General features: G+C 60.6%; 18 protein-coding genes and 1 tRNA gene. 13 read left to right on the forward strand and 6 right to left on the reverse strand.

Going from position 1 to position 15,858, the window contains the following annotated elements; translation table 11 throughout:
* The first annotated feature begins 5 nt into the window (after nt 1–5).
* From AC27VQ_RS24450 to AC27VQ_RS24480, 7 genes are all read left to right on the forward strand, one after another.
* Nucleotides 6–2,642, forward strand: coding sequence for a phage tail tape measure protein (locus AC27VQ_RS24450; protein WP_488718378.1), 2,637 nt, complete (start codon nt 6–8; stop codon nt 2,640–2,642).
* 1 nt (nt 2,643) lies between these two features.
* The gene (locus AC27VQ_RS24455) at nt 2,644–2,994 is read left to right on the forward strand and encodes a phage tail protein (RefSeq protein WP_488718379.1); all 351 of its coding nucleotides are present in this window, start codon (nt 2,644–2,646) and stop codon (nt 2,992–2,994) included.
* A 1,027-nt stretch (nt 2,995–4,021) separates the two neighbouring features.
* A complete protein-coding gene (locus AC27VQ_RS24460) occupies nt 4,022–4,216 on the forward strand; it encodes a hypothetical protein (RefSeq protein WP_488718380.1) in 195 nt (64 codons plus the stop codon).
* 61 nt (nt 4,217–4,277) lie between these two features.
* On the forward strand, nt 4,278–4,793 hold the full coding sequence (locus tag AC27VQ_RS24465) for a hypothetical protein (RefSeq protein WP_488718381.1): 516 nt from the start codon (nt 4,278–4,280) through the stop codon (nt 4,791–4,793).
* Nucleotides 4,794–4,899: 106 nt separating this feature from the next.
* Complete coding sequence (locus AC27VQ_RS24470) at nt 4,900–5,181, forward strand: hypothetical protein (protein WP_488718382.1); 282 nt, start codon at nt 4,900–4,902, stop codon at nt 5,179–5,181.
* The gene (locus AC27VQ_RS24475; protein ID WP_488718383.1) at nt 5,181–5,411 is read left to right on the forward strand and encodes a hypothetical protein; all 231 of its coding nucleotides are present in this window, start codon (nt 5,181–5,183) and stop codon (nt 5,409–5,411) included. The genes AC27VQ_RS24470 and AC27VQ_RS24475 overlap by 1 nt, the downstream gene beginning before the upstream one ends.
* Nucleotides 5,411–5,770 carry a hypothetical protein gene (locus AC27VQ_RS24480; RefSeq protein WP_488718384.1) on the forward strand — a complete coding sequence of 120 codons (360 nt, stop codon included), beginning with the start codon at nt 5,411–5,413 and terminating at the stop codon, nt 5,768–5,770. The genes AC27VQ_RS24475 and AC27VQ_RS24480 overlap by 1 nt, the downstream gene beginning before the upstream one ends.
* A 291-nt stretch (nt 5,771–6,061) precedes the next feature.
* On the opposite strand, the gene AC27VQ_RS24485 is transcribed toward AC27VQ_RS24480, so the two are convergent.
* Nucleotides 6,062–6,544, reverse strand: a complete 483-nt coding sequence (locus tag AC27VQ_RS24485) for a hypothetical protein (RefSeq protein ID WP_488718385.1) — start codon at nt 6,542–6,544, stop codon at nt 6,062–6,064.
* Nucleotides 6,545–6,812: 268 nt separating this feature from the next.
* On the opposite strand from AC27VQ_RS24485, the gene AC27VQ_RS24490 reads away from it, so the two are divergent.
* Together AC27VQ_RS24490 and AC27VQ_RS24495 are read left to right on the forward strand one after the other, a co-directional pair.
* Nucleotides 6,813–6,998 (forward strand): hypothetical protein, encoded by a 186-nt coding sequence (locus tag AC27VQ_RS24490; protein ID WP_488718386.1) that lies wholly within the window; start codon nt 6,813–6,815, stop codon nt 6,996–6,998.
* 307 nt (nt 6,999–7,305) lie between these two features.
* Entirely contained in the window at nt 7,306–7,893 is a 588-nt protein-coding gene (locus tag AC27VQ_RS24495) for a hypothetical protein (protein ID WP_488718387.1), read from the forward strand.
* A 104-nt stretch (nt 7,894–7,997) separates the two neighbouring features.
* On the opposite strand, the gene AC27VQ_RS24500 is transcribed toward AC27VQ_RS24495, so the two are convergent.
* Nucleotides 7,998–8,072 (reverse strand) — tRNA-Gln (locus tag AC27VQ_RS24500).
* A gap of 214 nt (nt 8,073–8,286) precedes the next feature.
* Between AC27VQ_RS24500 and AC27VQ_RS24505 the strand changes: the two genes are divergently transcribed.
* On the forward strand, nt 8,287–8,583 hold the full coding sequence (locus AC27VQ_RS24505) for a cupin domain-containing protein (RefSeq protein ID WP_488718388.1): 297 nt from the start codon (nt 8,287–8,289) through the stop codon (nt 8,581–8,583).
* Nucleotides 8,584–8,588: 5 nt separating this feature from the next.
* Entirely contained in the window at nt 8,589–9,527 is a 939-nt protein-coding gene (locus AC27VQ_RS24510; protein WP_488718389.1) for an MBL fold metallo-hydrolase, read from the forward strand.
* Here the strand turns inward: AC27VQ_RS24510 and AC27VQ_RS24515 are convergent.
* The gene (locus AC27VQ_RS24515) at nt 9,524–10,429 is read right to left on the reverse strand and encodes a DUF1499 domain-containing protein (RefSeq protein WP_488718395.1); all 906 of its coding nucleotides are present in this window, start codon (nt 10,427–10,429) and stop codon (nt 9,524–9,526) included. The two genes, AC27VQ_RS24510 and AC27VQ_RS24515, sit on opposite strands and share 4 nt — an antisense overlap.
* A gap of 252 nt (nt 10,430–10,681) precedes the next feature.
* Here AC27VQ_RS24515 and AC27VQ_RS24520 point away from each other — a divergent pair, with 252 nt between their 5' ends.
* Both AC27VQ_RS24520 and AC27VQ_RS24525 read left to right on the forward strand, forming a co-directional pair.
* Nucleotides 10,682–11,062, forward strand: coding sequence for a hypothetical protein (locus AC27VQ_RS24520; protein WP_488718390.1), 381 nt, complete (start codon nt 10,682–10,684; stop codon nt 11,060–11,062).
* A 94-nt stretch (nt 11,063–11,156) separates the two neighbouring features.
* A complete protein-coding gene (locus AC27VQ_RS24525; RefSeq protein WP_488718391.1) occupies nt 11,157–11,414 on the forward strand; it encodes a hypothetical protein in 258 nt (85 codons plus the stop codon).
* A 12-nt stretch (nt 11,415–11,426) separates the two neighbouring features.
* Here AC27VQ_RS24525 and ppdK read toward each other — a convergent pair whose 3' ends face one another.
* The 3 genes from ppdK to AC27VQ_RS24540 form a co-directional block, all read right to left on the reverse strand.
* On the reverse strand, nt 11,427–14,093 hold the full coding sequence (gene ppdK / locus AC27VQ_RS24530; protein WP_488718392.1) for a pyruvate, phosphate dikinase: 2,667 nt from the start codon (nt 14,091–14,093) through the stop codon (nt 11,427–11,429).
* 180 nt (nt 14,094–14,273) lie between these two features.
* On the reverse strand, nt 14,274–14,420 hold the full coding sequence (locus AC27VQ_RS24535; RefSeq protein ID WP_313532586.1) for a hypothetical protein: 147 nt from the start codon (nt 14,418–14,420) through the stop codon (nt 14,274–14,276).
* A gap of 80 nt (nt 14,421–14,500) precedes the next feature.
* The coding region (locus tag AC27VQ_RS24540) for a coiled-coil domain-containing protein (protein WP_488718393.1) at nt 14,501–15,858 on the reverse strand (1,358 nt) is incomplete at its 5' end.

Below are 15,858 nucleotides of genomic sequence, written 5' to 3' on the forward strand. Positions count from 1 at the left end.
TTGCAATGGATGAGGGCCAGCGCCTTTTAGTCACCTTTGAAGCCCGCTTGAACAAGTATGAGCGCGATCTTGAGCGCGGCAAGAACCGCACCCGCACCAACTTCCGCGCCATGCAGAAGGAGGCCGAACAGGCAGGCGCGGGGATTGAGAAGGCATTCGCTGCCTTCAGCAAGGGCGGGGTAGCGCTGGCCGCAGTCGGTGGCGCGGCGCTTGCCTTCAAGGAAATCGCCGGCTCGGTTGCCGAAGTCGAGCGAGAAGCTCGCACGGCCGGCGTCACGTCGAAGGTATGGAGTCAGTGGACCCATGTCGCCACGGCAACGGGCATGTCGATCGATGGTGTCACCGACGCTTTGAAGGAACTCAACATTCGCGGCGACGAATTCGCCAAGACCGGCAAGGGGAGCGCCGAAGAGGCATTCCAGCGTCTCGGCTATACCGCAACCGACGTTGCCGCACGCCTGCGCGATCCGAGCCGCTTCCTTGATGAGATCATTGGCAAGCTCCAGAAGCTCGACGACGCTGCGCAGACTCGTATCCTTGACGAGGTGTTCGGCAACGGAGGGGAGCAGTTCGCAAAGGTTCTCGGCCTGTCTGTCGAGCAAATCCAGAAGCTTCGCGGCGAGGCCGCAACCTTCAGTGACGAGCAGATTGAAGCCGCGAAGAAGATCGATGCCGAATTTGCGACCATGTGGCGGAACGCAACCGTCCGCATGAAGGGCTTTGCTATCGACGCCGTGGATATGCTGTCCAAGGTGCGGGAAGCCCTCAACCCCGGCAAGGATGATTACGATAGGCTGGTTGCCCGCTACAACAGCCCGGAAGAGCAGTTGAAGCGGTTGCAGAAGCAGCGCGCCGACCTTGTTGCAGCCATCGAACGCGAGAAGGCGAACACCGGAAACTTCCTTCAGCAGGCGGACCTTCGGAACCTCGAAACCTCGCTGAAGGCCATTGACGAGCAGATTCACGAAGTCACGGGCGGCAGCGACGAATTTAAGCAGTCGCTCAAGGAATTGTCAGCGGCTAGTAACAGCCTGTCCGGTGCCTTCAGCGGCAACGTCGCTTCGGCCGCGAACTTCAAGGCGGCGCTGACCGAACTGAAGAACCTTGTGCCGGAACTCAAGGCCGAACTCGATACGCTCGCCACGACGAACGGCATTGATACTGCCTACCAGAACGCCGTGAATAATGCCCGCACCATGGGCGAGGTGATGCAGGCGACCGACCTTGCGAACCGCGCCAAGAGCGTTGCCCGCTTCGGCAAGCACGACAATATTCTTGATCTCATCGCATCCGTTGAAAGCGGTGGCGACTATAATGCTACCCTTGATCACGGCCGCTGGACGGGCGGCGCGCAGAACCTCACCGGCATGACGCTTGATCAGGTTCGCGCCCTTCAGCGCCAGATGCTCGCCGACCCGGCGAACCGCGCCCTTTATGGCGACGGCAAGGGGTCTTCGGCGCTCGGCCGCTACCAGATCACCGGCCGCACGCTGGAAGGTCTTATGAAGGAACTCGGCCTGTCCGGTGATCGCCTCTTTGACGAGGCCACCCAGGACGAGCTTGCCCGCGCGCTATTGCGCCGTCGCGGCAATGATCCGGCAGAGCTTCGCAACGAATGGGAGGGCTTGCGCCGTGTAGATGATAGCACCATCCGCACCGCCTATGCTGGCACGCCTACGGGTGCGCAGCCGCTTGCCCCGACCGACAGCGAGCGCCAGCGCACCGAGTTGCTGAAGCAGCAGGACGCGGCCCGCAAGAGCTTGAACCAGACGGTGCAGGAGGGGCTGGACCTTGCCCGGTTCGAACAGTCGATTTCCGGCATGTCGGCATCGCAGCAGCGCATTGAGCTTGCCGTCTATCAGGCGCAGCAGGAGGCCAAGCGCGCGGGCATCACCCTGACCGAGCAGGAGCTTGCCAAGCTTCGCGAGAAGATCGCGCTAACGGTGCAGCTTGACAGCACCAATCAGCAGGTTGCTGCAGCGGCCGACAGCCTGAAGAACGCGCAGGAGTATTTCGCGGAAAGCTTCACGTCATCGCTGTCCGGCCTTCTCACCGGCACCCAGACCCTTGAGGGCGCAGTGCAGAGCCTGCTTAACTCTCTGATTGACGCCACTTTGCAGGCCGCACTTCTCGGCAAGGGACCGCTTTCCGGTCTGTTCGGCGGGATGGGCGGTGGTATCTTCGGCGCGCTATTCGGCTTCCCGGCCGCGCCTGCCGTTGGCTTGTATCGCGAGGGCGGGCATGTTCGCGGCCCCGGCACTGGCACCAGCGATAGCATCCCTGCGCGCCTTTCTGACGGTGAATACGTCATCAATGCCAAGGCCACTAAACGCAACCTGCCGATTTTGGAGGCCATTAATAGTGGCAAGCTCGCCGCGTTTGCCGCAGGCGGCTATGTCGGCAGCGCACCGGCCATCCGTCACCCCGACCTGAAGCCTGCGAACGGCAACGCCGCCCCAGTGCAACAGATCAGCATTTCCGCGCCTGTCACCGTCAACGGCAGCGCCAGCACGCCGGAACAGAACGCCGACCTTGCCGCCCGTATGGCAAAGCAGATGGAAGCGACCATGCGCGGGGTTGTCGCATCCGAAATCCAACGTCAGGCCCGACCGGGCAATATGCTGAACCGGAGAGGGCGCTAGTATGGCATTGCCAACCTTCACGCCGCCCGTTGGCCCGTCGCCGGGCACCGCGCATAAGCCGACCGTGAACCTTTGGGAGACGGAATTCGGCGACGGTTACAGCCAGACCTCGCCGAAGGGCCTGAATCACATTCGCAAGAGCGTCTCCTTGTCGTGGGGTGCGCTCGACTATGCCGACATGCGCGCCATCGTGGATTTCTTCGAAGCGCGCGGTGGATATGAGCCGTTCTATTTCAAGCCGTATGGCGAGCCTGCCACCCGGAAGTGGACGTGCAAGGACTGGAGCTATTCAGCGGAAGCGCCGTGGAAGGTCACGGCGGAATTGGTGCAGAGTTTCACGCTCGCAGCTTGAGCCACAGCGAGACGCAAAACGCCGGAAGCCATTTCTGACTTCCGGTGTTCGCAATCAGTTTTGGCAAACCAAAACAGTGACACCACGTCACCGCTGCATTTACCTGCGCATATTCTCCCAAGGCATCAGTCTGCCGTCAATACAGCTTTCTTTCTCGTAAGCATAAAAACAAGTCTTCTAGACACTTAGTAAAAATAAAACCCACGGCGCGCTCGACTTCGCCGTGGGTTTGAGTGCTGCCACCCCTGAAGAACGATGGCGCAATTACATAATAGTCAGTTTTCGCCGCGATTTCCAATTATTTTGCAAAATATTTCTTTTGGCATCCGCAGGCGAAAGGGTCTATTATATGCACGTCTTCCAATTGGAGGGCTAAAAGCGGCGCTCGACAATACCGCTCCTGAATAGACTGGCATAGCCATCGATAATTTCAGAACATAGTGTCGAACGCTGTTGGAGCAGGCTCCGCTGGGAATTGCGACCTGCAAGGTGCATTGTGATCGCTAGACTTGGTTCAATGCTATCTACGCCAGTTGGTCCCGAAAGGATCGTGAAGCTAGGCATAAAAGCGGACAGGCTGACCCCCGCTTACCTGTAACAAGGTTGCCGAAGTCTAGTGTGCCCTCCCACACGCCCCGTCATATGGTGGCGCTGTGTGGCCTCAGATGAGAGATCATCGGGTAAGCTTTCACCTAGAGCATAAGAGAGACGCTTGCCGATCGGTCTATAACGTTTCTCTTATGTGCTAGGTGAAGCTATGCCCAATTCCTAGATGAGGATTATAGATAAGAAGATTCTAACAATAGGTTTTTGGTCCTTCTATCCACTTCCAGCAGGAAGCCGAAGGCTTCCTTGGAAATGACGTTTAGCACTCCTGCCGCCGACCATCGTCCGGCCTTTCGCTAAATAGCGAAGTCGCTAAATCGCTATCTAAGTATCTGAAATTATTTGATTTATATCCATTGACGGCGATTCGCGAATACGCGATTAGACCCCTCGTAAACATCGCATAAGGGTTCTAAATCGCATGCCGCAATTCATTCTCGACACTTTGACTTATGACCGGCTCATGGTCGCACTGCTCACCGTTTCCGCTGACGCATACGTTTCTCAGGACGCCGACGCCTTCAAGATCGCCCTTGGTGAGATCGCCGGCATTTGGCCGGAAAGCGTTCTGGCATCGTATGATCGTCAGCCAGAAGAACTTTCATTGGCCGCGTAAATTGCCCTTGCGCTTTCGGTTTCGGTTACATATAAACTGTAACCGAAACCAAGGAGTGGTTATGGCTTTATCTAGTGCGGAGAAGGTTCGGCGGTTCCGCGAACGCCAAAAGGAAGAAGAGAAGCAGGGTCTTCGGCGAAGTGAGGGCACGCGGCATTGGTATGTTAAGCGTGGTTTCTCTGAATACGAGGATGTTCACGGCGAGCGCATGGACTACGAACTCGCCCTCGACATTGCAGGCTTTGACGCGGACGGCTTCTATGATGAGACCCCGGCGAAGTCCGCCACCGACAATGTCGAACCTTCCACCTATGACGAAATAGAAGGTGCGATTGGCCGGGCGGAGCTTACGGTCGGTATGCTTCTGGAGGCCGCGACAGCCCTAGCCGGCATGATCAACGACTTTAAACAACAAGAAATTTCCGCCCGAGTTGCGGAACTTGAGGACGCGGACCTCAGTAATCCTGCCGCGAAGAAACAGGCTTTGGCGGATATCGTCAGGCTTACGAGCTACCGCGATCAGCTTGACAAGCAGGTCCGGTGGAGCCTTCCGCAATGGAAGGTCAAGGGCGAGTGATCGCCTAGAATGCCCTACCGGAAGCGGTTGCAGCCGCCCCGGCAGGTTTGAAATGCCGACTACCAAATCAACATCCAAAGGCCGTGAGGCCAGGAAGGCTTATACCATGTCGAAGACCGACAAGGAACTGTTCCGCGATTATCTCATGTCAAAGGAAGCCGAAAGGGCCGATACCGTCGCAACTCTCTATCTCACCGGGCATGAGTGCTTCGGCATTGATGAAATGTTGCGCGACGTTGTTACCAGCATCACCAACCCGGACGCGGACCCGCAGCCGGTGGAAGAACTGGACTTCCTCATGGAGGAGTTGCGCGGCCTGCTTCACAACCTCACCCATGTCCGCGAAGGCTTCATTGCCTTCAAGGCAGCGATGAAGGAAGCCGCATAATGCCCACCAACCGCACCTTTCTTATGACCGTCACCCGCACCGTTCGCGGCGAGGATTACCACTTCCATGTCTACACCGACGCCCAAATGATCCATGTCGCAGGTCAGGGTGATGAGGAATCGACTGGCAAGCCTCACGATGACGTCAGCGGTGATTTTATCATCAACGACATGATCGGCACTTTGCTTCGTCGTGGCAACGTCACACCGGGCGAATGGAAGGCCGCATAATGACCGACCAACCTAAGCGTAAACCCACCCACGCAGAGATCGCCGCAAGCCTTCAGGCGGGGCGTCGGCTTTCCCCGGCGATTCAGAAGCTGGTTGATACTGGTCGCCAGCTTCATGAGCGAGAAGTCGCCACGGTGCGAGCGATCACGCGCGGTCTCTTCGATCATATCCGCGCTCAAGCCACTGCCCTGAACATCGATCCGAATTCGATTGTCGGGATGCCGGATGACGCGGCTGACTCTCTTCTCGAAAGCCTCAGGACGATGAAGGCGCTTGAGGGCGTTCCCGGAATGAAGATCATGGTGAACCTCACCAGCGAGGTTACAGTGAACGGCGTCCCGGTGCCGAAAGAAGAATAGCGAATCGAGTTAGCCTAAGGAAACCCGCACGCTCGCTTGCCAGCTCGTGCGGGTTTTCCTTTGCCTGTCACTTAGACAGAACGGCGTGAACCTTTGGAAAGCGCTTTATCGCCTTGTTGATGATCTTCGAATAATCAACGGGCGGCTGCGAAGGGCGCACGTCGAACGTCTTCCGGGTATTGGTCATCTTTTCGGTGCCCATGATCTAAGCCTTTTCATTAGACCTTTTTATCACCCGTGCTTTGGCCGCGCAATTCCAACGCGAGCAAGCAAACTTAAAGCATAACGCCCTTAGAAAACGCTCTGAATCGAATTCGCGACACTTACGACATCAAACGGAATCATATCGTCACCCCACTCGATGACGCCGCCATCCTTGTTAAAGATGGTCTCCAATATTGTCCGTTCCCGATCATTCTCCGACAGAGAGATAACCAGTGTGTCGTGACTGCTCTCAGGCGAAATGATTATGTAGCTCTGGATTGAAACTGTTCCCGTGAAATGGGCAGCCTCTTGGATGATCTCCGCGACCTTTGTGGTATATTGCGAATTTTCGGCATACTGAACCCATCCGCCTGTGTCATCGAACGTAGCATGGCTTAAAATTTGAGAGCCGTGGCCGATCTTGTTACCAATGTATTTGACGGCAAACTCCTTCGCGGCCTCCTTATTGGCAGCAAATATGTAATAGATGGTCTCCTCGGGCACGCGGCGAGCGACCTCACCTCGGGCCAAGAACGCGCCTTTATCCACACGCACCTCAAACACCTGCATTTTACGCCTCCATTCCCTACTATTTTCGACAACCCATAATTGATGAAATGATACCGCGCCGCAAGCGATTGAACGCCATTGAGGCCGGAACAGCTCCATTTACTCGATTTATACGCACTACATGTTGTAACCGATATGTGAATCACGGTGGATATCTCCTAAATGTGGTTGCCAATGCGATTTTCCTATGGACTCGAACGAGACTCACTTTAGATTAGCGCATGTTCGTGAATTGTTCGATTTTCTGTAACCAGAAGGAGTAGAAGCCATGATCATAAAACGAGGACCATTTGACCCCTTTCGCGGCTTGGATATCCCGATTTCGGGAATGTCAGGTGTGCAGGGTAGCTACCTCATGACACCAAAAATCATTCCAACCGCAGCAGCAGCGCAAGAGGCCAATGTGGCAAAGAAGGAAAATAAAGAAGAGACGCCCAGCAAGGGCAACTCCTAACAGAAGGATTACATTATGGCAGACAACAAGCGCGTATTCATCACAGAAGGCTTCAAACCTACCCCGGTAATTGTTGCTCCGGCTGCGAAACCAAGCACCTCACAAACTCCCTCAACATCAAAGAAATAGGACTCACAATGACCAACAAGAATGAACTCCCGGCTGATGCGATTTCCTCTTACGAGCAGGCTATTAGACCCACAAATACAGAGATAAACAGCTACATGCAGACGCCACCTATTCGCCCCACCGCCGCTACAACGCAACAAACTACCTCTCAGAATACTCCCGCGTCTTCTGAGAAAAAATGAGCACGGAGTTAGCAGCTTCGGTGTCAGAACTTGCAGCTAGGCTACTTTCGGGCTTTCGCTGTCTGGGAGAGGGCTGCGCGCGTGAAACCACATGGCGCTTGTTCCCCGATGAGGTGAATGCTCTAGATCTAATCACTGCTGTGGGGGCGATTGGTTCGTTGCTTGCTGTGGTAGGCGCAGCGATTGCAATTCTGCAGGCGACGAAAGCTAGAAATCTCTCGACGGTGATTGAACTTACGCGTCAACTTTCCGCAGAACGCGAGAAAGCTCATGCCGCTGGGATTTACGGCATGGAAAACCACGAATTCCACGCCTATCAAATGGTCCATCTCATTGAGCAAGCTTCTATGATCGTGAATGAGGGATGGGTTACAGGTCGCTCTAAGGAATTCCTTCTGGATTGGCTAAGGCTAGAAATTCCCTCGATGGCTGATCAACCCGCCTATCGGGTAAATTTTGACAGTGCCACAGGCCAGCAACTTTCCGAACTCTTCAAGCTTCGCGATCAATTTGAGCGGGAAAGAAAACAAGAAGCACACTTTGAGCGCATACACGACGCGAGCAAGGTGAAACGAATCCAATAGAGGCCCCGCCTTCAAAAACGGGCCGGAAACATGAGACGTAAAAGTGTTCCGGTTTCGAAATCACCATACTCGCAAGTTATTGATTTCAATGAATAATATAACCTTGGCTGGGGCGCCAGGATTCGAACCTGGGAATGCCGGTACCAAAAACCGGTGCCTTACCGCTTGGCGACGCCCCAACACGGCGGGTGCCTGATTAGCAAAGGGCGCGGGGGTGGACAATGGTTAAGTTCTCTCTTCCGCGATTAATTCTCGCAGGCACCGATTTGGAATGCCGGACCGCTTGGCGCTTGGCAGGCGGGGCGGTGGCGGATAGGGTCGCGGGATGACCGTCCTGGGCGGCCTCGGCCTGCCTAACAGGTCTGCGCGCCGCCATTCTCACGAGGAGCCATCATGTCCCAGTTTCGTGCCCGTCCGCCGGCCGTGCCCACCATTCTTCTCGACGATGCCGTCGTGCGCGTCACGCGCTGGGATTTCGAGCCGGGGGCCGATACCGGCCATCACGTGCACGGGCTGGGTTACGTCGTGGTGCCGATGACGGATTGCGACTTTCTCATCGAGGAGGAGACGGGCGAGCGGCGCGTGCATACGAAGACCGGCGCGGTCTACCGGCGCGAGGCCGGCGTGGCGCACAATGTCGTCAATGGCGGCGACAAGCCGATGAGCTTCATCGAAATCGAATACAAGTGACTGCTGTGTCCAGCACTTCGCAAGACGACGCGCCGCGCTTCGACCTCGATTTCAAGCCGGCCTATGGCGAGGCGGTACCCGTCGCGCCGGGCGTGCAGCGCATCACCGTCAACAATCCGAGCCCCTTCACCTTCCACGGCACGAACAGCTACATCGTCGGCGACACGTCCGTGGCGGTCATCGATCCTGGCCCCGAGGACGAGGCGCATTTCGCCGCCCTGATGCGCGCGCTTGCCGGCCGGGAGGTGACGCATATCGCCGTCAGCCACACCCACCGCGACCATTCCCCGCTTGCCCGCCGGCTGAAGGCGGAGACGGGAGCGATCATCGTCGCCGAGGGGCCGCACCGGGCCGCACGGCCGCTGCATGAGGGCGAAAGCAACCCCTTTGCCGAGAGTTCGGACGTCGATTTCGTGCCCGATATCGCGCTTGGCCATGGCGAGCGCGTGCAAGGCGACGGCTGGGCGCTGACCGCGCTGCTCACGCCCGGCCACACGGCCAATCATGCGGCCTTCGCGCTCGACGGTCCCGATGGCATCGTGTTTTCCGCCGACCATGTCATGGCCTGGGCGACGACCATCGTCGCACCGCCCGATGGCGCCATGGCGGACTACATGGCCTCGCTGGAACGGTTGCTGGAACGCGACGATCGCATCTACTTTCCCGGCCATGGCGGCCCGGTGCGCGAACCGGCCTCCTTCCTGCGCGGGTTGCGCACGCATCGGCGCATGCGCGAGCGGGCGGTGCGCGAGCGCATCCGGGCGGGCGACCGGCTGATCGCGGATATGGTGAAGGTCATCTATCGCGAGACCGACCCGCGCCTGCATGGTGCGGCGGCCCTTTCCGTGCTGGCGCATCTGGAGGATCTCGTGGGGCGCGGCGAGGTGGTGACAGAGGGGCCGCCCTCGCTGCACGGGCTCTATTTCCCGGCGCCGGGTACTTAATCCCCGGCGATGCCGAGCAGTTCGGCGTCGAGCGCCTTCAGATAGCCCTCGACCAGTTCGGCGCCGATGCCGAGATCGTGCGGCCCGTAGCGCGAGGCGGCGCGCATGTCGACCAGCGTCGTCTCCGCCTCCTCGCGCAGGCGGATGACCACGTCGAAGCGGAAGCCGAAGATCGGCGAGCGCCATTCGCCCTGCAGCAGCACGTCGCCGGGGCCGCCGATATGCGGCAGGGTCGGCGTGGCCTCTGGGCGGGCCTCGGGGATCGGCACCTCGCCAAGCTCCTCCTGGCTCTTCGCCACCTTGCCCGGATCGACGACGAGGTCTTCGAGATCGGCCTGGATATTGTCGAGGCCGGATTCGCTGGTGATGGTGATGCCATAGGCGGCAGCGACCTTGCGCGCGCCCTGATAGACGCGATCGAGTGCGCCTTCGTAGCGGCGGCCGGACAAAGCGGGATAGGCTTCGAGCTGCACCTCGCGGTCGCGCGCCGTTACCATGCCGACGCGTCGCAGCCAATCCTGCTGGGCGGACGGCTGGGAAAGCCAGGGCGGCGGGGCAAGCGTGTCCGTCGTCACCTCATAGAGCGCCGGGCGATAGAAATAGGCATAGGCCGCTGCACCCGAGACGCCGAGCGGCGAAAGCGAGAAGAGCAGCGCCGTCAACGCTGCCTTGCCACCGCGCGCACCGACCATCCAGAGCCGCGCAAGGCCGACGGCCGCCAGCAGCACGGCCACTCCCGCCATGACAGCGGCAAAGCCGGCAAGAGCCAGGAAATGCGGCGTCGTCAGTGGGCCGAAGCGATGCGACAGCACGACGGCGACGAACAGCAAGCAGGAAAACAGCGCAAGCCGCCGCGCCCAATGCGCCGCATGGGAAACGGGCCGTTCGTACTGGATCGTGATCGCCATGGCTCACCCGCTCTGCCCGCGGCGTCGCTGCCGCTTTCCTTCCCTAACGCAGGAAGGCGGATTTTTCCATCGGCGTCGTGGCGCGCTTTAGCGATGACATTCCGAGCACGCCCTACGAAAAACCTTGCGTGCCGTAAATTTGCCACGCTCGTTAACGAGTTTTCATAAACGGGGGTAATTTACGGATGCACGGGCGAACAAAACAGCGTTTCGCCCGTTCGCTGGACTTGGTTTAGGAGCAAGACGATGTTGCCGACGCAGACTGCCGCCGACACACCGCTCGCCATCACGGCTGGCGAACCCGCCCTCCCCCTGGAGCTTCTCGAACTCGAATTGTCGCTCGACGGTTTTTCCGGCGAAGAAGCCGGTTTTGCCGAAGCGGTTCGCGCCGCTGCCAGTCAGCTCGGTGGCGATTATCTCTTCGACCTGCCCGCCTCCGGCCTTGCCGACGATTGCCTGCGCATCGCCGCGTTGCGTGTGCCGAAGGGCGATGCGGGCGCTTTGAGCGTCGTCTTTGCGCTGCTCGATGCTGAAGCCGCGGCCATCCGCGTGGAAAATCCCGACGAGAAGACCGCGGACCTCAAGCGGTTTGCCGACGCTTTCGTCGATGTGCTGCAACGCATATGACGGCCGATTTCCGGACCGCGCCATTCGGGAAGCGCGCTATACACTGTCGGGCGACAGGCGTTATGTCTGTCGCATAACAGTTTCCGGAGTTCCCATGTCGAAAATCCTCATTCGCTTCGCTGCCCTTGCCGCGACCGCGCTTTTCCTCGCGGGCTGCCAGACGGCAGCCGAAGTGCGCGCCAGCGATGAAAACAAGTGCCGCACCTATGGCTTCCGCCCCAACACCGATGCCTTCGCGGAATGCCTGCAACGCATCGATCTCGACCGCCGCGCCGAGTTCCGCGCCACGCGCATGGACCCGATCATGTGGAACCAGCCGACCGTGATCTATGTCCGCGGCCGGCGCCACTGATCGTTTGCCGGATCAGCCCTTGCCCTTGAAGGCGGCTTGCGCTGCCGCAAGCCGCGCGATCGGCACGCGGAAGGGCGAACAGGACACGTAATCCAGCCCCGCCTCCTCGCAGAAATGGATCGAGGCCGGATCGCCGCCATGTTCGCCGCAGATGCCGAGTTTCAGGTCGCCCCGGGTGCGGCGGCCACGCTCGGCGGCGATGCGGATGAGTTCGCCCACACCGTCGAAATCGAGCTGCACGAACGGGTCCTGCTCGACGATGCCCTTCTGGATATAGGTCGACAGGAAGGCCGAGGCGTCGTCGCGCGAGATGCCGAAGGTCGTCTGCGTCAGGTCGTTGGTGCCGAAGGAGAAGAATTCGGCCGATTCGGCGATGACATGGGCACGCAGCGCGGCGCGCGGCAGCTCGATCATCGTGCCGGTGAGATAGGTGATCGGCACGCCGCTTTCGGCGATGACCGCCTTGGCGACCGCGTCGATGCGCGCCTTCACATAATCCAGCTCCGCTTTGAGGCCGACGAGCGGCACCATGATCTCGGGTTCGACGGCGGCACCCGTCGTCCTGGCCGCCTCCACGGCGGCCTCGAAGATGGCGCGGGCCTGCATTTCGGCGATCTCCGGATAGGAGATGGCGAGGCGGCAGCCGCGGTGGCCGAGCATGGGGTTGAACTCGTGCAGCGTATCGACCCGGCGGCGCAGCAAGGCCTCGTCGATGGCAAGTGCCGCCGCCACTTCGGCGATCTCCTCGTCCGTCTTCGGCAGGAATTCGTGTAGGGGCGGGTCGAGCAGGCGGATCGTCACGGGCATGCCGTGCATGATCTCGAAGAGCTCGACGAAATCCGAGCGCTGCATCGGCAGGAGCTTGGCGAGCGAGGCCCGCCGGCCGGCTTCGTCCTCGGCGAGGATCATCTCGCGCATCACATTGATGCGGTTGCCCTCGAAGAACATGTGCTCGGTGCGGCAGAGACCGATGCCCTCGGCACCGAAGGAACGCGCGGCGCGCGCATCCGCCGGCGTTTCGGCATTGGTGCGCACCTTCATGCGGCGCGTGCGGTCCGCCCATTGCATGATGCGGCCGAAATCGCCCGACAATTCAGGCTGGAGCATCGGGATCTCGCCCTTCAGCACCTGGCCGGAGGAGCCGTCGATGGTGATGACGTCCCCTTTCCTCAGCGTCACGCCATGCGCCACCAGCATCTCGTTGCGCAGGTCGACCCGCAGCGTGCCGGCGCCGGAAACGCAGGGGGTGCCCATGCCGCGCGCCACGACCGCCGCATGGCTCGTCATGCCGCCGCGCGTGGTCAGGATACCCTCGGCGGCGTGCATGCCGTGAATGTCTTCCGGGCTGGTCTCGATGCGCACGAGAATGACCTTGCGGCCCTCCTCCTCGGCCTGCACCGCATCTTCCGAGGTGAAGACGATGGCGCCCGTGGCCGCCCCCGGCGAGGCCGGCAGGCCGGAACCGATGACGTCGCGGCGGGCGCGCGGATCGATGGTCGGATGCAGGAGCTGGTCGAGCGAGGCGGGATCGATACGGGAGACCGCTTCGCCTTCGCTGATCAAGCCTTCCTCCGCCATCTCGACGGCGATCTTCAGCGCGGCCTTGGCGGTGCGCTTGCCAGAGCGGGTCTGGAGCATCCAGAGCTTGCCGCGCTCGATGGTGAATTCGAGGTCCTGCATATCGCGGTAGTGCTGTTCCAGCCGGTCGCAGATGCCGCGGAATTCGGCAAAGGCCTCCGGCATCAGCTTTTCCAGCGAGGGACGGTCGGAACCCGAGGCGAGACGTGCCTCCTCGGTGATGTTCTGCGGCGTGCGGATGCCGGCCACGACGTCCTCGCCCTGCGCATTGACGAGGAATTCGCCGTAGAGCTTGTTTTCGCCCGTCGAGGGATTGCGCGTGAAAGCGACGCCGGTCGCCGAGGAATTGCCGAGATTGCCGAAGACCATGGCCTGGACGTTGACGGCGGTGCCCCAGACGGCGGGGATATTGTGCAGCATGCGATAGGTGACGGCGCGCGCATTCATCCAGCTGGCGAAGACCGCGCCGATGGCGCCCCAAAGCTGGACTTCCGGATCCTGCGGGAATTCCTCGTCCAGCTCCTCGCGGATGATTTCCTTGTAGCGCGCAATGACATGCTGCCATTCGACGGCGGAGAGTTCGGTATCCTGCTCATGGCCGAGCCGGCCCTTCTCGTCTTCCAGGATCTCCTCGAAGACCTCGTGATCGAGGCCCATGACGACATCGCCATACATCTGGATGAAGCGGCGGTAGCTGTCCCAGGCGAAGCGGGCGTCACCGGCATCATGACCGAGCGCCTCGACGGTCCTGTCGTTGAGGCCGAGGTTCAGCACCGTATCCATCATGCCCGGCATGGAGGCACGCGCGCCGGAACGCACGGAAAGCAGGAGCGGCTTGGCCGTATCGCCGAAGATGCGGCCGGTGATCGCCTCCATATGGCGCAGGGCCTCGCGGACCTGATCCTTCAGCCCCGCCGGCAGGGCGCGGCCGCTATCGTAATAGTGATTGCAGGCGGCGGTGACGATGGTGAGGCCGGGGGGCACGGGAAGGCCGAGATTGCACATTTCCGCAAGGTTCGCGCCCTTGCCGCCCAGCAGATTGCGATCCGCAGCGCTGCCCTCGGCACGACCGTCCCCAAAGGTATAGACCCACTTCTCCATCGACGCCTCCCCAAATGCGTTTTCTCAATCTACAGGAAGTCCATCCCGTTGAAAACGCGGCCCGATAGGAATTTTGCTGCACTGCGTCAAAATTGCGACGGCGATGCAATATCATCGATGAAAAATATAATGCCGCACGCCCCGTTCGGGGCGGCGGCAGGCTCAAGACCAGGCATGGCCTCAATTTCCCTCGATGGAAAGCCCCTTCTCATCCACCCGGATTTCGACGCCGTCAGGCTTCTTCTCCTGCTGGTAGGCATAGTAGGAAAACCCGGCCACCACGACGATGAGGGCGCCGATGACCATGTAAAGTGTATCTCTGCTCACGAATTTGATCCCCAATTGCATGTCTTGCCGGCAAGAACGCGCAGGCGCTCATCAATGCATCGGGTGAGGTTTTGTTCCCGTCAGGAGGCCTCGCGCAACTGCTCGGCCGTATGCAAATCCACCGATACCAGTTGCGACACGCCCTGCTCGGCCATGGTGACGCCGAATAGGCGGTTCATGCGGGCCATGGTGATGGGGTTGTGGGTGATGATGACGAAGCGGGTTTCGGTGGAGGCCGCCATCTCGTCCATCAGGTTGCAGTAGCGCTCGACATTGTGGTCGTCGAGCGGCGCGTCCACCTCGTCCAGCACGCAGATCGGCGCGGGATTGGTGAGGAAGACGGCGAAGATCAGCGCCATGGCGGTCAGTGCCTGCTCGCCGCCGGACAGCAACGTCATGGTCTGCGGCTTCTTGCCGGGCGGGCGAGCGAGGATTTCGAGGCCGGCATCAAGCGGGTCGTCGCTCTCGATCAGCTGCAATTCCGCCGTGCCGCCGCCGAACAGGTGGGTGAACAGGCGCTGGAACTGCACATTGACCACGTCGAAGGCGGCGAGCAGCCGCTCGCGGCCTTCGCGGTTGAGGCTCTGGATGGCCGAGCGCAGCTTGCGGATCGCCTCGATGATATCCTCACGCTCGGCAACGAGGGCATCGAGCTTTTCCGTCAGCTCCTTCTGCTCCTCCTCGGCGCGCAGGTTCACCGCGCCCAGCCGTTCGCGCTCGATCTTCAGCCGATCGAGTTCGCGTTCGCGCTCGCGCGGATCGGGCAGCGGCGCATCGGCGGGGTGGCCGGTGAGGCGCAATGCCTCGTGCGGCGCGCAGGACAGGGCTTCACGGATGCGGGCCTCGCCCTCGACGCGGCGCTCGCGGGCGGAGACAAGGCGTTCTTCCGCGCGGCCCCTGACCTCGCGGGATTCGGCGAGCTGCGAGAGAGCCGTCGCGGCGATGCGGTCGGCCTCACGCCGGCGGTTTTCGGCCTCCTGAAGCGCATCGGCGGCTTCCCGGCGGGCGGCTTCGGCATTGGTCAGGCCGGTCAGAAGTTCGCGGCGCTTGTCCTCGATCTCGTCGGGCGCCTCGGCCAGCTCCTCCATTTCCTCGCGCGCTTCCGCCTCGCGCTCGCGCAGGGTCGCGATGTGGTTTTCGGCACTGGCGGCGCGGGTTTTCCAAGTCTCGCGCTCGGCGGCAATCGCCATCAGGCGGCGCTTGCGGTCGGCCATTTCACGGGCAAGGCCGTCATGGGCGGCGCGGGCTTCGGCGAGCGTCGCACGATCGGTGGCGACATCCATCGTATGGGTGCGCAGGCGAAAATCCAGATCGGCGAGATCGGGGGCATCCTCCAGCGCGCCGCGGGCATCCTCCAGCGAGGTCGCAGCCTCATCCACCTGCGCCTCGATCTGCGCGCGCGTTTCCGCAAGCACGGCGCGGCGGCGGATGAGATCGC

This window comes from Shinella sp. 20P9.1.1, from assembly GCF_057798995.1.

What these genes read in the sequence shown, in the direction of transcription:
- AC27VQ_RS24450 (WP_488718378.1), top strand. Translation starts at nt 6, where the DNA reads ATGGATGAGGGCCAGCGCCTTTTAGTCACCTTTGAAGCCCGCTTGAAC.
- AC27VQ_RS24455 (WP_488718379.1), top strand. Translation starts at nt 2,644, where the DNA reads ATGGCATTGCCAACCTTCACGCCGCCCGTTGGCCCGTCGCCGGGCACC.
- AC27VQ_RS24460 (WP_488718380.1), top strand. Translation starts at nt 4,022, where the DNA reads ATGCCGCAATTCATTCTCGACACTTTGACTTATGACCGGCTCATGGTC.
- AC27VQ_RS24465 (WP_488718381.1), top strand. Translation starts at nt 4,278, where the DNA reads ATGGCTTTATCTAGTGCGGAGAAGGTTCGGCGGTTCCGCGAACGCCAA.
- AC27VQ_RS24470 (WP_488718382.1), top strand. Translation starts at nt 4,900, where the DNA reads ATGTCGAAGACCGACAAGGAACTGTTCCGCGATTATCTCATGTCAAAG.
- AC27VQ_RS24475 (WP_488718383.1), top strand. Translation starts at nt 5,181, where the DNA reads ATGCCCACCAACCGCACCTTTCTTATGACCGTCACCCGCACCGTTCGC.
- AC27VQ_RS24480 (WP_488718384.1), top strand. Translation starts at nt 5,411, where the DNA reads ATGACCGACCAACCTAAGCGTAAACCCACCCACGCAGAGATCGCCGCA.
- AC27VQ_RS24485 (WP_488718385.1), bottom strand. Translation starts at nt 6,544, where the DNA reads ATGCAGGTGTTTGAGGTGCGTGTGGATAAAGGCGCGTTCTTGGCCCGA.
- AC27VQ_RS24490 (WP_488718386.1), top strand. Translation starts at nt 6,813, where the DNA reads ATGATCATAAAACGAGGACCATTTGACCCCTTTCGCGGCTTGGATATC.
- AC27VQ_RS24495 (WP_488718387.1), top strand. Translation starts at nt 7,306, where the DNA reads ATGAGCACGGAGTTAGCAGCTTCGGTGTCAGAACTTGCAGCTAGGCTA.
- AC27VQ_RS24505 (WP_488718388.1), top strand. Translation starts at nt 8,287, where the DNA reads ATGTCCCAGTTTCGTGCCCGTCCGCCGGCCGTGCCCACCATTCTTCTC.
- AC27VQ_RS24520 (WP_488718390.1), top strand. Translation starts at nt 10,682, where the DNA reads ATGTTGCCGACGCAGACTGCCGCCGACACACCGCTCGCCATCACGGCT.
- AC27VQ_RS24525 (WP_488718391.1), top strand. Translation starts at nt 11,157, where the DNA reads ATGTCGAAAATCCTCATTCGCTTCGCTGCCCTTGCCGCGACCGCGCTT.
- ppdK (WP_488718392.1), bottom strand. Translation starts at nt 14,093, where the DNA reads ATGGAGAAGTGGGTCTATACCTTTGGGGACGGTCGTGCCGAGGGCAGC.